This is a genomic window from Pseudomonas sp. USHLN015, assembly GCF_037153275.1.
GTDB classification, from domain to species: domain Bacteria; phylum Pseudomonadota; class Gammaproteobacteria; order Pseudomonadales; family Pseudomonadaceae; genus Metapseudomonas; species Metapseudomonas tohonis.
The window spans coordinates 56190-69837 of record NZ_JBBCKP010000017.1 but is presented as its reverse complement, the minus strand read 5'-3'; the positions used below and the strand labels follow the sequence as shown (position 1 = coordinate 69837).

11 protein-coding genes are annotated in these 13648 nt (G+C 68.4%); 2 read left to right on the top strand and 9 right to left on the bottom strand.

Annotated features, from left to right (window positions below; all coding sequences use genetic code 11):
* Positions 1-133: 133 nt before the first annotated feature.
* Positions 134-2044, bottom strand: a complete 1911-nt coding sequence (gene quiC, locus WFQ67_RS28180; protein WP_213624949.1) for a 3-dehydroshikimate dehydratase QuiC — start codon at positions 2042-2044, stop codon at positions 134-136.
* 577 nt (positions 2045-2621) lie between these two features.
* On the opposite strand from quiC, the gene WFQ67_RS28175 reads away from it, so the two are divergent.
* Both WFQ67_RS28175 and WFQ67_RS28170 read left to right on the top strand, forming a co-directional pair.
* Complete coding sequence (locus tag WFQ67_RS28175) at positions 2622-3998, top strand: MFS transporter (RefSeq protein ID WP_213624950.1); 1377 nt, start codon at positions 2622-2624, stop codon at positions 3996-3998.
* A 116-nt stretch (positions 3999-4114) separates the two neighbouring features.
* Positions 4115-5380 carry an OprD family porin gene (locus tag WFQ67_RS28170; protein WP_213624951.1) on the top strand — a complete coding sequence of 422 codons (1266 nt, stop codon included), beginning with the start codon at positions 4115-4117 and terminating at the stop codon, positions 5378-5380.
* Between the two features lie 438 nt (positions 5381-5818).
* Here the strand turns inward: WFQ67_RS28170 and pcaC are convergent, their stop codons facing one another.
* From pcaC to benC, 8 genes are all read right to left on the bottom strand, one after another.
* On the bottom strand, positions 5819-6214 hold the full coding sequence (gene pcaC, locus WFQ67_RS28165) for a 4-carboxymuconolactone decarboxylase (protein WP_213624952.1): 396 nt from the start codon (positions 6212-6214) through the stop codon (positions 5819-5821).
* A 13-nt stretch (positions 6215-6227) separates the two neighbouring features.
* Positions 6228-7022 carry a 3-oxoadipate enol-lactonase gene (gene pcaD, locus WFQ67_RS28160; protein ID WP_337058828.1) on the bottom strand — a complete coding sequence of 265 codons (795 nt, stop codon included), beginning with the start codon at positions 7020-7022 and terminating at the stop codon, positions 6228-6230.
* A 10-nt stretch (positions 7023-7032) separates the two neighbouring features.
* Entirely contained in the window at positions 7033-8394 is a 1362-nt protein-coding gene (locus WFQ67_RS28155) for a 3-carboxy-cis,cis-muconate cycloisomerase (RefSeq protein ID WP_337058827.1), read from the bottom strand.
* A gap of 289 nt (positions 8395-8683) precedes the next feature.
* On the bottom strand, positions 8684-9889 hold the full coding sequence (pcaF, locus tag WFQ67_RS28150; protein ID WP_337058826.1) for a 3-oxoadipyl-CoA thiolase: 1206 nt from the start codon (positions 9887-9889) through the stop codon (positions 8684-8686).
* Positions 9886-10683 carry a CoA-transferase subunit beta gene (locus WFQ67_RS28145; RefSeq protein WP_173178660.1) on the bottom strand — a complete coding sequence of 266 codons (798 nt, stop codon included), beginning with the start codon at positions 10681-10683 and terminating at the stop codon, positions 9886-9888. Before WFQ67_RS28145 ends, pcaF begins: the two co-directional genes overlap by 4 nt.
* Positions 10680-11531: a CoA transferase subunit A gene (locus WFQ67_RS28140; protein WP_213624956.1), complete on the bottom strand. Its 852-nt coding sequence runs from the start codon at positions 11529-11531 to the stop codon at positions 10680-10682. The genes WFQ67_RS28145 and WFQ67_RS28140 overlap by 4 nt, the downstream gene beginning before the upstream one ends.
* Positions 11532-11700: 169 nt before the next feature.
* On the bottom strand, positions 11701-12474 hold the full coding sequence (locus tag WFQ67_RS28135) for a 1,6-dihydroxycyclohexa-2,4-diene-1-carboxylate dehydrogenase (RefSeq protein WP_213624957.1): 774 nt from the start codon (positions 12472-12474) through the stop codon (positions 11701-11703).
* Between the two features lie 118 nt (positions 12475-12592).
* Positions 12593-13606, bottom strand: a complete 1014-nt coding sequence (gene benC, locus WFQ67_RS28130; RefSeq protein ID WP_337058825.1) for a benzoate 1,2-dioxygenase electron transfer component BenC — start codon at positions 13604-13606, stop codon at positions 12593-12595.
* Positions 13607-13648 lie beyond the last annotated feature (42 nt).

Here is a 13648-nt window from a genome sequence, read left to right as displayed (position 1 = left end):
ATACCGGCCGGATTATGGGCCGGTCGCCTTCCCGAAGGAAGCGCGGCCGGCCCATCGGCAGGAGCCGCCTGCGGGCCCCGGCCGGAACGCCATGGCTGGGCTATCAGGCCGATCTCAACGCCCCATCACCGGCTCAGAGCTTCGCCTGGCGCACGGCACCGCTGCGCGCCTTGGCCATGGCCGCCAGGCGCACCGCGACGTTGGCCGCGCCGTAGCCGACATAGCCGCCCTTGCGCTGCAGCAGCTCGAAGAAGAAGCGCCCCTCGAACGGCTCGGTGTAGACGTGGAACAGCTCGCCCCCCTGGGCGTCGCGGTCGTAGAGCACGTTGTAGTAGGCCAGCTCGCTGAGGAACTCGTCGTCGAAGTCGAAGCGCGCGGCCAGGTCGTCGTAATAGTTCAGGGGGATGTCCAGCAGCGGCACGCCGGCGTCCTTGGCCCGGGCGATCTCGGCGAACAAGTCGTCGCAGGCGAAGGCGATGTGGTGCACGCCCGAGCCCCGGTAGCTGGACAGCGCGTGGGAGATGGCGGTGTTGCGGTTCTCCGAGATGTTCAAGGGCAGGCGCACGGTGCCGCAGCGGCTGCGCAGCGCACGGCTCTTCACCAGGCCGTAGGGGTCGGGCAGCACCACCTCGTCGTCGGCCTCGAAATCCAGCAGGCCCTTGTAGAACAGCACCCAGCTGTCGAGCCCGTCGGCCGGCAGCGCCATGGCCATGTGGTCGATGCGGGTGAGGCTGCCGCCGGGCCGTGCGGTGGCGTCCAGGCGGAAATCGCTGTCGTAGATGGTCTGGCCCGGGACGGAGGGCTCCACCAGGTAGATCAGGCTGCCGTCGGGGGCGCGCACGGCGGGGATCTCCCGCTCGTTGGGGCCGACCAGGCCGCGATAGGGCTGGCCACGGTAGGCCCGCGCCCGCTCCAGGGCCGAGGCGCTGTCCGCCACGCGCAAGGCCGTGGCGCAGAGCGACGGGCCGTGGGCCTCGAAGAAGCCGTGGGCGAAGGAATAGGGTTCGGCGTTGAGCACGATGTTGATATCGCCCTGGCGCAGCAGGCTGACGTCCTTGGACCGGTGCTGGCCGGCACGGGCGAAGCCCAGGCGCTCCAGCCAGTTGGCCAGCCGTGCGCCCTGCTCGCCGTCGACGGCGAACTCGAGGAACTCCACACCGTCGTAGCGGCCGGCCGGCGGCGGGGCGAACAGCAGGTCGAGGTCGGCCGGCGGCGTCGGGTCCTGGCGCAGCAGGTCGCGGGTCTTCTCCTCCAGGTACAGCAGAGAGCGCAGGCCGTCGGCGGCGTTGGCCCGGGGCGGCGCGGCGCGGAAGCCGTCGTTGAAGATCTCCAGGGACAGCGGGCCGCGATAGCCGCTGCGCAGGATGGGCGCGAGGAAGCCCGGCAGGTCGAACTCGCCCTGCCCCGGGAAGCAGCGGAAGTGGCGGCTCCACTCCAGCACGTCCATGGCCAGGATCGGCGCGTCGGCCATCTGCACGAAGAAGATCTTCTCGCCGGGTATCTCGGCGATGGCACGGGGATCGCCCTTGAGCGACAGGGTATGGAAGCTGTCGAGGATCACCCCGACGGCCGGGTGGTCGGCCTGGCGCACCAGGTTCCAGACCTGCTGCCAGGTATTGACGTGGCGGCCCCAGGCCAGAGCCTCGTAGCCGATGCGCAGGCCACGTGCGCCGGCGTGCTCGCCAAGCAGGCGCAGGTCGTCCACCAGGATGCGTTCCTCGCCCAGGGAGTCGGTGGCGACGTTGCTGCACACCAGCACCAGATCGGTGCCCAGTTCCTGCATCAGGTCGAACTTGCGCTCGGCGCGGTCGAGGTTCCTCTGCAGCCGGTCACGGCGGCAGCCCTCGAAATCGCGGAACGGCTGGAACAGGGTGATGGCCAGCCCCAGGTCGGCGCACAGCTGGCGCACCTCACGGGGGCTGCCGGCGTAGTAGAGAAGATCGTTCTCGAAGATCTCCACGCCGTCGAAACCGGCGGCGGCGATGGCTTCGAGCTTTTCCGGCAGGGTTCCGCTCAACGAGACGGTGGCAATCGAACGCTGCATGCTTGAGCTCCTGGCAAGGGCGCCGGTTCTGCGACCGGCGGCATGGATGGCCGACACGCCTCCCGATGCGAGGCCGGGATTTTGCGTGGAGGCCGTAGCGCAATCGATTATTCGTAGCTAAAGTCCGCCCAGCAATTGAAATGTACGAACTGGTTAGTTTTGTGTTCGATTACCGAACAGAAGGCCGGTTATCGAATTGACGGTATTTCGCTCGCTGCGCAACCATCTTCACCACATTGCAACCCGCCGCCGGTGCAGCCTGCTGAAAACGCCACGGCAAAACGCAATCGAAACCCAGCGTCACCACATAACAATTTCAAGAATCGGGTAAATCCTCATGCTCACTCCAAGCCGCCTCACCGCACTCCTCCCCCCGCCAGCCCCGGCGCGACTCGAACCCCGGGCGCGAACAGCCTAGCCATCCCCGGCAGCACTCCCCGAACCAGACCGGTCAACCCGGCACGTGCCCCCGAGGGCACCGCCAGTCCGGCCAAGCCTGCGTGCACGTCAGTCGACCCGGCACAATACCGGTCGAGCCCGCTTGCCCGACGTACAGACAAGAACAACGGAGACAACGATGGCTACTCCCTCAAGCTCCCAAGCCAAGAAAGCAACTGCCAGCGGGTGGATAGGCTCCGCCCTCGAGTACTACGACTTCTTCATCTACGCCCAGGCGGCGGCGCTGATCTTCCCGCAGATCTTCTTCCCCTCCACCGACCCGAAGATCGCCATCGTCGCCTCGCTGGCCACCTACGGCGTCGGCTACCTGGCGCGCCCGGTCGGCGCCTTCGTGCTCGGCCACTGGGGCGATACCCGGGGCCGCAAGAACGTGCTGCTGCTGTGCATGTTCCTCATGGGCATCTCGACCATGGCCGTGGGCCTGCTGCCGACCTACCACGACATCGGCATCCTCGCGCCGGTGCTGCTGGTGATCCTGCGCCTGGTCCAGGGCTTCGCCGTGGCCGGGGAGATCTCCGGGGCCAGCTCGATGATCATGGAACATGCCCCCTTCGGCCGGCGCGGCTACTACGCCAGCTTCACCCTGCAGGGCGTGCAGGCGGGCCAGGTGATGGCCGCCGCGGTGTTCCTGCCGCTGGCCTACTTCATGCCCAGCGACGCCTTCAACGAATGGGGCTGGCGGATTCCCTTCCTGCTCAGCGCCCTGGTGCTGGTGGCCGGCTACATCATCCGCCGTGAAGTCCACGAGACCCCGGCCTTCGTCAACGAGGAGTCGCAGCAGAAGGTCGCCAGGTCGCCGGTCGCCGAAGCCTTCCGCCACAGCTGGAAGAACATGATCCTGGTCACCTTCATGGCGCTGATGAACGTGGTCCCGGTGGTCGCCACCATCTTCGGCGCGGCCTACGCGGTGCAGCCCGCCTACGGCATCGGCTTCGACAAGAGCGTCTACCTGTGGATACCGGTGGTGGGCAACATCGTCGCCGTGCTGGTCATCCCCTTCGTCGGCAACCTCTCCGACCGCATCGGCCGCCGCCCGACCATGATCGCCGGCGCGCTGGGCTCGGGCCTGCTGGCCTTCGCCTACCTCTACGCCATCAGCATCCACAACGTGCCGCTGGCCTTCGGCATGTCGATCCTCATGTGGGGCATGGTCTACCAGGGCTACAACGCGGTGTTCCCGAGCTTCTACCCGGAGCTGTTCCAGACCCGCTACCGCGTCTCCGCCATGGCCATCTCGCAGAACATCGGCACCATGCTCACCGCCATGCTGCCGGCGCTGTTCGCCGCCGTCGCCCCGCCCGGCTCGGACAACGTGCCGGTGATCGTCGGCAGCCTCGCCTTCGCCATCACCTGCCTCTGCGCCCTCGCCGCCTACCTGGCGCCCGAGACCTACCGCCTGCAGATGGAGGACCTCGGCAAGCCGAACGCCAAGCCGATGGACAAGACCCAGTACGACAGCAGCCGCCAGGACAGCCTGCGCGTCGCCAGCCACTGATCCGCCGGGGCTCTCGCGAGCCCCACCCACCCCCGGACCGCACCCGCCCTTTCGCGCCCCTCGGCGCGGAACGGGCATCCCATGCCTGACAACAACAAGCAAAGAGGCACGCCACCATGCAACAGCTTCACACCGACCGCCTTTCCCGCGCCCGCCTGCCGCTCGCCGTCGCCCTGGCCATCGCGGCCGGCGCCGTATCCGCCGCCGAAGCCGGCTTGGTCGAGGACGCCACCGCCACCCTGACGGCGCGCAACTTCTACATGAATCGCAACTTCGTCGGCTCCAGCACCCAGGACCAGGCGGAGGAATGGACCCAGAGCTTCATCCTCGACGCCCGCTCCGGCTTCACCCAGGGGACGGTGGGCCTGGGCGTCGACGTGCTCGGCCTGTATGCCCTCAAGCTCGACGGCGGCAAGGGCACCCGTGGCACCCAGCTGCTGCCGGTGCATGACGACGGGCGCCCCGCCGACGACTTCGGCCGCCTCGGCGTGGCCGGCAAGATGCGCCTGTCGAAGACCGAACTGAAGGTCGGCGAATGGATGCCGGTGCTGCCCATCCTGCGTTCCGACGACGGCCGCTCCCTGCCGCAGACCTTCGAGGGCGCCCAGTTGACCTCCAGGGAACTCGACGGCCTGACCCTCTACGCCGGCCGCTTCCATGGCAACAGCCCGCGCAACGACGCCAGCATGGAAGACATGTCGCTCAACGGTCGCGCGGCCTTCACTTCGGACCGCTTCGATTTCGCCGGCGGCGAATACACCTTCAACGAAGGCCGCACCCTGGTCGGCGCCTGGCATGCGCAACTGGAAGACATCTACCGGCAGAACTACCTGCAACTGACCCACAGCCAGCCCCTGGGCGACTGGACCCTGGGCGCCAATATCGGCTGGTTCGACGGCAAGGAAGACGGCAGCGCCCTGGCCGGCGACCTGGACAACCGCACCTGGTCGGGCCTGTTCTCGGCGAAGATCGGCGGCAACACCTTCTACCTGGGCCTGCAGAAGGTCAGCGGCGACGATGCCTGGATGCGCGTCAACGGCACCAGCGGCGGCACCCTGGCCAACGACAGCTACAACTCCAGCTACGAGAACGCCAGGGAGAAATCCTGGCAGTTGCGCCACGACTACAACTTCGTCGCGCTCGGCATCCCCGGCCTGACCCTGATGAACCGCTACATCCACGGCTCCAACGTGCACACCGGCAGCGTCACCGACGGCAAGGAATGGGGCCGCGAAAGCGAGCTCGCCTACGTGGTGCAGTCCGGCACCTTCAAGAGCCTGGCGGTGAAGTGGCGCAACTCCAGCCAGCGCCGCGACTGGGGCAACACCAACAGCTTCGACGAGAACAGGCTGATCGTCAGCTACCCCTTCTCGCTGCTCTGAAGCCCCGCTTCATCCTCGTTGCTGCAGATTCCTCGCCCGTCCTCGTGACGGGCTTTTTTATGGGGTGGGTAGAACCCGCGAAACCCGGCGCAGGAATCGTCGGGCCGCCCGGACCGCCCATCTCGTGGGAGCGAATTCATTCGCGATGGAGTGCCCGGCCATCCACAGCCACGTGCCGGCGGAAGGTCTTTCGCGGCTGAAGCCGCTCCCACAGGGGGCTGCGCCACCGTGCCCGATCAAAAACACCACCGGTGCGTAGGGTGGATGGCGCTTTTTCATCCACCGGGCGGTGCCGCCGGGGAGCACGGTGCCGGGGCAGCCCTGAGGCCTGCCTGGCGAATGAATTCGCCCCTACAGGTGCCACGGGGCAAGATAGGCCGCAAATACAAAAACGCCGCCCGGGTGCGTGGCCCGGGCGGCGTTTGCATGGCTCGCGGGTCAGCCTTGCAACGACTCCACGCCCAGCTCATCCCACACCGATTCGGCCAGGTGGAAGGTGGCGTTGGCGGCAGGGATGCCGCAGTAGATGGCGCTCTGCATGATCACTTCCTTGATCTCGTCGCGAGTCACGCCGTTGTTCTTCGCGGCGCGCAGGTGCAGGCGCAGCTCGCCCTCGCGGTTCATGCCGATGAGCATGGCGATGGTCACCAGGCTGCGGGTGTGGCGCGGCAGGCCCGGACGCGTCCAGATATCGCCCCAGGCATGGCGGGTGATCATCTCCTGGAACTCTTCGTTGAAGGGCGTCAGGTTCTGCAGGCTGCGGTCGACATGGGCATCGCCCAGCACCGCGCGGCGCACCTGCATGCCGGCTTCGTAGCGTTCTTTCTCGTCCATCGGTGGTTCCTCGCTAGCCCTTGGCGTTCAGGAAATCCAGCACCCGGTGGGTGAAGGCTTCGCCGGCCTGGACGTTGGACAGGTGCGCAGCCTGGAACTCGACCAGTTCCGCACCGACGACATGCGCCTGCAGGAAGCGGCCATGCTCGGGCGTGGTCACCGCATCGCCGCTGCCGCAGACGATCAGGGTCGGCGCGCGGATGGCGCCCAGTCGCTCGCGGAAATCGGCGTCGCGCACCGCCGCGCAGTTGGCCGCGTAACCCTGGGGCGAGGTCTGCGCCAGCATGGCGACGATGTGCTCGACCTTGCCCGGCTGCGCCTCGGCGAAGTCCGCGGTGAACCAGCGGGCGATGGAAGCGTCACGCAGGGCCGCCATGGCCGCCGGGCCGTCGCGCAGCACCGTCTCGATACGCGGGTTCCATACATCCGGGGTGCCGATCTTGGCGGCGGTGTTGCACAGCACCAGGCGCTGGATGCGCTGCGGCGCCTCGATCGCCAGCCACTGGCCGATCAGCCCGCCCATGGACAGGCCGCAGAACGAAGCCTGGGCAATATCCAGCGCATCCAGCAGGGCCAGCACGTCGCGGCCGTTCTGCTCGATGCTGTAGGGGCCTTCGGTGACCAGGGACGCGCCATGGCCACGGGTGTCGTAGCGCAGCACGCGGAAGTGCCGGCTGAAGGCCGGGACCTGTGCGTCCCACATGTGCAGGTCGGTGCCCAGCGAGTTGCTGAGGACCAGCACCGGCGCGTCGGCCGGGCCTTCGAGCAGGTAGTTCAGGTCGCCATCGGCGAGTCGTACGGCAGGCATGCAAAGGCTCCTAGCACAAAAGGTTCTGATGCTCGGCCACGGCGCGATCGACCCAGCGACGCGCCTGCCCGAGGTAATGGGCCGGGTCGAGCAGGCGGTCCAGCTCGTCGGCGGAAAGGTGCGCGGCGACCTCGGGATCGGCGCCGAGCGTGGCCCGCAGGTGGGCGCCCTCCTTCACCGCCTGGCGGCAGCACTGCTCCACCCGGTGGTGGGCGGCGTCACGGCCGATGCGCTGGGCCAGGGCGATGCTCACCGCTTCGGCCAGCACCAGCCCCTGGGTCAGGTCGAGGTTGTGGCGCATGCGCGCGGCATCCACCTCCAGGCCCGGCACCACCAGCAGCGCCTGCCGCAGGGCACCGGATACCAGGCAGCAGAGCTCCGGCAGGGTCTCCCATTCGGCGTGCCACAGGCCGAGGCTGCGCTCGTGTTCCTGGGGCATGGCGGCCAGCAGGGTCGCCACCAGCCCCGGGGCCCGGGTGGCGGCGCCGATCAGCACGGCGGCGCTCACCGGGTTGCGCTTGTGCGGCATGGTCGAGGAACCGCCCTTGCCCGGCGCGGCGGGCTCGAAGACTTCGCCGGCTTCGGTCTGCATCAGCAGGCTGAGGTCGCGCCCCAGCTTGCCCAGGCTGCCGGCGATCAGCCCCAGCAGCCCGGCGAACTCCACCAGGCGGTCACGCTGGGTGTGCCAGGGCTGGTCGGGCAGGTTCAGCGACAGCTCGGCGGCCAGCGCTTCGGCCACCGGCCAGGCGTGTTCGCCAAGGGCGGCGAGGCTGCCGGAAGCACCACCGAACTGCAGGCACAGCAGGCGCGGCTTGAGTTCCGCCAGGCGCTGGCGATGGCGGGTAACGGCGCCCAGCAGGCCGGCGAGCTTCATGCCAAGGGTCACCGGGGTGGCCTGCTGCAGCCAGGTGCGGCCGGCCAGCGGGGTGCCAGCATGGCGCTCGGCCTGCTCGGCGAGGGCGTTGCCCAGGTTTTTGAGGTCGGCCTCGATGAGGCCGACGGCGGCACGCAGTTGCAGCATCAGGCCGCTGTCCATGGCGTCCTGGCTGGTGGCGCCCAGGTGCACATGGCGCTCGGCCTCGGGGCTGCTCGCCGCGATGCGCTTGCCCAGGGCCTTGACCAGCGGGATGGCCGAATTGCCGGCGCTGCCGATGGCCACGGCCAGGGCGGGGAAATCGTAGAGCTCGGCCTTGCAGGCCGCCTCGATGACTGCCACCGCCTCGGCAGGGATCACCCCGACACGGGCCTCGGCGCGGGCCAGGGCGGCCTCGAAATCCAGCATGCCCTGCACCCGGCCCTGGTCGCAGAAGATCGCGCGCATGGCCGGCGCGGTGAAGTAGGCATCGAAGAGTTGGTTGCTCGGGCTGTTCAAGCCAGTGCTCCGGAAATCAGGAAGGTGAATCGTTTTATAGCAGCCGGCCGGTCACGACCAGCCTTCGCTCACCGTGCCACCACCAACAGGCCGTAGGATGGGTAGAGCGAAGCGAAACCCATCACGTGCCTCGCAGCACCACGGAACGTCCCTACGGCTGCGCCGCGCGCAGCAGGCGTAGCGAGCGCAGGCAGGTCGGGGGCGGCCAGCGCGCAGCAACCGGAATGTACGGCTGTACATGAGGATTGCGAGCACTGCCCAACCCCGAGATGCCAAGCGCAGTAGCCTGTCACACCCGTTCGATGGCCAGGGCGAGCCCTTGCCCCACCCCCACGCACATGGTGGCCAGGCCGCGCTTGCCGCCGGATTTCTCCAGCTGGTGCAACGCGGTCTGCACCAGGCGCGCGCCGCTGGCGCCCAGGGGGTGGCCGAGGGCGATGGCGCCGCCGTTGGGGTTGACCCGGGCGTCATCGTCGGCGAGGCCGAGCTCACGGGTGACCGCCAGGCCCTGTGCGGCGAAGGCTTCGTTGAGTTCGATCACGTCGAACTGGTCGATGCCCAGGTTCAGGCGCTCCAGCAGCTTGCGCACCGCCGGCACCGGGCCGATACCCATGACCCGCGGCGCCACGCCGGCGCTGGCCATGCCCAGCACTTTCGCGCGCGGGGTCAGGCCGTGTTTCTTCACCGCCTCGGCGGAGGCCAGGATCAGCGCGACCGCGCCGTCGTTGACGCCCGAGGCGTTGCCGGCGGTGACGGTCTTGCCTTCGCCATTGACCGGTTTCAGCCTGGCGAGGGCCTCGAGGGTAGTCTCCGGGCGCAGGTGCTCGTCGGCATCGACCACGGTGTCGCCCTTCTTGCCCTTGATCACCACCGGGACAATCTCCTCGGCGAAGAAGCCCTCGGCCTGGGCACGACCGGCACGCTGCTGGCTGCGCAAGGCGAAGGCGTCCTGGTCCTCACGGCTCACCCGGTAGTCGTCGGCGACGTTGTCGGCGGTCTGCGGCATGGCATCGACACCGTACTGGGCCTTCATCAGCGGGTTGATGAAGCGCCAGCCGATGGTGGTGTCCTCGATCTTCTGGTTGCGGCCAAAGGCGCTGTCCGCCTTGCCCATCACATAGGGCGCGCGGGACATGGATTCGACGCCGCCGGCCAGGGCCAGCTCCATCTCGCCGGCGGCGATGGCGCGGAAGGCGGTGCCCACCGCGTCCATCCCCGAGGCGCAGAGGCGGTTGAGGGTGACGCCGGGAACGCTTTCCGGCAGCCCGGCCAGCAGCAGCGCCATGCGCGCGACGTTGCGATTGTCCTCGCCGGCCTGGTTGGCGCAGCCGAGGAACACCTCATCGACTTCGCTCCAGCGCACCTGTGGGTTGCGCTCGATCAGGGCCTTGAGCGGGATGGCCGCCAGGTCGTCGGCACGTACCGGCGCCAGCCCACCGCCGAAGCGACCGATGGGCGTGCGCACGGCATCACAGATGAATACGTCGCGGCTCATTCCTCACCTCCCTGCTGGCCGTGGGCGGCGGCGGTGCGGGCCTCCAGGGCACGCAGCGCGGCCAGCTCCTCGTCGTTCGGGGCGAGGGTCTCGCTGACGCTGTCGGCGAAGCGGATCGGCCAGCCGGTGGCCTCGACCACCTGCTCGCGGGTCACCCCGGGGTGCAGCGAGGTGACGATGAATTCGTGGGTGCCGGCTTCCGGCTCCATGATGCACAGGTCGGTGATGATGCCCACCGGGCCCTTGCCGGGCAGGCCCAGGCGCTGGCGCGAGTCGCCGCCTTCGCCATGGCCGACCGAGGTGACGAAGGCCAGCTTGTCGACGAAGGTGCGGTGGGACTGCTTGAGGATGATCAGCACTTCCTTGGCGGAACCGGCGATCTCCGGCGCGCCGCCGGCACCCGGCAGGCGCACCTTCGGGTTGTGGTAGTCACCGATCACCGTGGTGTTGATGTTGCCGAAGCGGTCGACCTGGGCGGCGCCGAGGAAGCCGACGTCGATGCGCCCGCCCTGCAGCCAGTAGCGGAAGATCTCGCCGGTGGGCACCACGGTGTCGGCGGTCTCGGCCAGCTCGCCGTCGCCGATGGACAGCGGCAGCACCGTGGGCTTGGCACCGATGGGGCCGGATTCGTAGATCAACACCACGTCCGGGGACGAGGTCAGGCGCGCCAGGTTGGCGGCCTTGGAGGGCAGGCCGATGCCGACGAAGCACACCGCGCCGTTCTTCAGGCGGCGGGCGGCGGCGACGGTCATCATTTCATTGGTGCTGTAGCCGGGGGTGGAATGGGCGCTCATTGCTTGGCCTCCGCAATTTTCTGCTGGAACTGGGCGAAGTCCTCGGTGCCACGGATGTAGTCGTCGATCCAGGCGCTGAAGGCCTCGCGGTCGCGGGCGATCGGATCCCAGGCCTGGTAGAAGCGGTTGTCGCGCTCGTAGTAGCCGTGGGCATAGGACGGGTGCGCGCCGCCGGGCACGTGGCAGACGGCGGTCAGCGCCCAGGTGGGCAGCACGCAGGCGTTCATCGGCGCATCCAGGTCGTCGACGATCTCTTCCACCGTGACGATGCAGCGCTTGGCGGCCAGGGCGGCTTCCTTCTGCACGCCGAGGATGCCCCAGAGCAGCACGTTGCCCTTGCGGTCGGCCTTCTGCGCATGGATCACGGTCACGTCCGGGCGCACCGAAGGCACCGCGGCCAGCACTTCACCGGTGAAGGGGCAGGTCACGCTCCTGATCAGCGGGTTGACCTTGGGCAGGTCGGAGCCGGCATAGGCGCGCAGCACCGCGAACGGCAGGCCCGAAGCACCGGCCACATAGGAGTTGGCCAGGTCGGCGTGGCTGTGTTCCTCGATCTCCAGCGCATGGGGCCAGCCCTTCTCCACCGCGTCACGCAGGCGGTGCAGGGAACCGACACCCGGGTTGCCGCCCCAGGAGAACACCAGTTTCTTCGCACAGCCGGCGCCGATCAGCAGGTCGTAGACCAGGTCGGGCGTCATGCGCACCAGGGTCAGGTCGCGCTTGTTCTGGCGGATCAGCTCATGGGAAGCGGCGGTGGGAATCAGGTGGGTGAAGCCTTCGAGGGCGACGGTGTCGCCGTCGTTGACGAAGCGCTCGACCGCTTCGCGCAGGGAGATGATTTCAGCCATGTCGATCTCGTTCTGTTATCCAGGGCGGAAGGTTCGCCGGGTGATGGAAAGCTACCGCTGGCCCGACCGGCGAACAATCCGATAATCGACTATCCGTTCGATAATCGAACAACTATGTACCTTGCTAAGCATTTCCCCCGATCCCGGCGGCCAGGCGGCGGCTCGGGCTTCAGCCCTGGTCACCCCCGCCCACCGGCAGGGTCACACCGGTGATGTAGGAGGCCTCGTCGGAGGCCAGGAAGAGGATCGCGCCCACCTGCTCGTCGAGGGTCCCGTAACGCTTCATCAGGGTGCTGCCGAGGGTCTGGTCGACGATCTGCTGGTACCAGACCTTCTCCTGGGCGCTCTGCTCCGACGTGTTGCGCGGGATGCGCCGGGGTGGGGCCTCGGTGCCGCCCGGGGCGGTGGCGTTGACGCGGATACCGCGCTCGGCGTTCTCGAACGCGAGGCAGGCGGTCAGTGCGTTGACGCCGCCCTTGGCCGCGCCGTAGGGCACGCGGTTGAGGCTGCGGGTGGCGATGGAGGAAACATTGACGATGGCCCCCGCGCCCCGCTCCAGCATGTAGGGCAGCGCGGCGTGGCAGCACCACAGGGTGGGGAACAGCGAGCGGCGCACTTCCGCCTCGATCTCGTGCGCCTGGTAGTGCTCGTAGGGCTTGGCCCAGATGGTGCCCCCGACGTTGTTGACCAGCACGTCGAGGCGGCCGAAGCGTGCCACCGCCGCCTCCATCACCCGGCTGCATTCGGTGTAACGCTCAAGGTCAGCGGTCAGCGTCAGGACCCGGCCCTCCCCCAGTTGCTCGCGCAGTTCGAAGACCAGCTCGGAGCGGTCCACCGCCACCAGGCTCGCACCCTCCTCCACCAGGCGCTCGGCGACGCGGCGGCCGATGCCCTGCGCCGCGCCGGTGACCAGCGCGACCCTGTCCTGGAATCTCTTGTTCATGGCAATACACCTCGAAGTGGGCAATGGCGATTCGTAGGTTGGGCCGAGCTGCGCGAGGCCCGACGATCCAGGCGTTGGGCTTCGCTGCGTTCTGCGCCAACCTGCGTCTGCAGTTCCGTCAGGCAGCACTGGCGGCGAACTTCTCGTAGTAGAAGTTCGCCGGCTGCACGCCCTGCTCGCGAATGAACCGGCTCACCGCCTCCACCATCGGCGGCGGGCCGCAGAGGTAGATGTCCACGTCGCCCTCGTTGAGGTGCCCGGGCTCGATGTGCTCGGTGACGTAGCCCTTCTGCGGGTAGCTGCTGTCGGGGCTGGCCACGCAGGCGCTGAAGGTGAAATTGGGGATGCGCGCGGCGAAGGCTTCCAGCTTGTCCAGTTCCACCAGGTCGAAGTCGTGGGTCACGCCGTAGATCAGGTGCAGGGGATGCTCGCTGCCCTGCTCGGCGATCTTCTCCAGCATCGCGGTGAAGGGGGCGAGCCCGGTGCCACCGGCCAGCAGCAGCAAGGGCCGGCGGATGTCGCGCAGGTAGAAGCTGCCCAGGGGGCCGGCCAGGGTCAGCTGGTCGCCGGCCTTGGCCAGGCCCGTGAGGAAGCTGCTCATCAGGCCGCCCGGCACGTTGCGGATCAGGAAGCTGACCTCGCCGCCCTTCTGCAGCGAGCTGAAGGAATAGGCGCGGGACTGCTCGCTGCCCGGCACCTTGAGGTTGACGTACTGCCCCGGCAGGAAGGCCAGCCTGGCCAGGGACTCACCCTTGAGGGACAGGGCGATGGTGCTGTCGGAGAGCTGGCGCACCTCGCTGATGGCCGCCTCGAAGCTGGCCTGCTGGGTCTTGCAGAGGTCGGAGGACGCCGGCACCCGCACGACGCAGTCGCTTGCCGCGCGCATCTGGCAGGTGAGCACATACCCCCGGGCGGCTTCCTCCTCGCTGAGGGCGTCCTCGATGTAGTCCTGGCCCAGGTCGTAGCGGCCGGCCTCGGCAAGGCACTTGCAGGTGCCGCAGGCGCCGTCACGGCAGTCCAGGGGGATGTTGATGCCCTGGCGATAGGCCGCGTCGGCCACGGTTTCGCCGGGGCTGGCGTCGATGAAGCGGGTTACGCCGTCTTCGAAGGTAAGCGCGATCTGGTGAGTCATGTCTGTCTCCGCGAAGCACGGTCCCGGTGGTCGTCCCGCACA

Excerpts from the sequence above, each read along its gene's own strand:
- quiC (WP_213624949.1), bottom strand. The coding sequence starts at position 2,044 with ATGCAGCGTTCGATTGCCACCGTCTCGTTGAGCGGAACCCTGCCGGAA.
- WFQ67_RS28175 (WP_213624950.1), top strand. The coding sequence starts at position 2,622 with ATGGCTACTCCCTCAAGCTCCCAAGCCAAGAAAGCAACTGCCAGCGGG.
- WFQ67_RS28170 (WP_213624951.1), top strand. The coding sequence starts at position 4,115 with ATGCAACAGCTTCACACCGACCGCCTTTCCCGCGCCCGCCTGCCGCTC.
- pcaC (WP_213624952.1), bottom strand. The coding sequence starts at position 6,214 with ATGGACGAGAAAGAACGCTACGAAGCCGGCATGCAGGTGCGCCGCGCG.
- pcaD (WP_337058828.1), bottom strand. The coding sequence starts at position 7,022 with ATGCCTGCCGTACGACTCGCCGATGGCGACCTGAACTACCTGCTCGAA.
- pcaF (WP_337058826.1), bottom strand. The coding sequence starts at position 9,889 with ATGAGCCGCGACGTATTCATCTGTGATGCCGTGCGCACGCCCATCGGT.
- WFQ67_RS28145 (WP_173178660.1), bottom strand. The coding sequence starts at position 10,683 with ATGAGCGCCCATTCCACCCCCGGCTACAGCACCAATGAAATGATGACC.
- WFQ67_RS28140 (WP_213624956.1), bottom strand. The coding sequence starts at position 11,531 with ATGGCTGAAATCATCTCCCTGCGCGAAGCGGTCGAGCGCTTCGTCAAC.
- WFQ67_RS28135 (WP_213624957.1), bottom strand. The coding sequence starts at position 12,474 with ATGAACAAGAGATTCCAGGACAGGGTCGCGCTGGTCACCGGCGCGGCG.
- benC (WP_337058825.1), bottom strand. The coding sequence starts at position 13,606 with ATGACTCACCAGATCGCGCTTACCTTCGAAGACGGCGTAACCCGCTTC.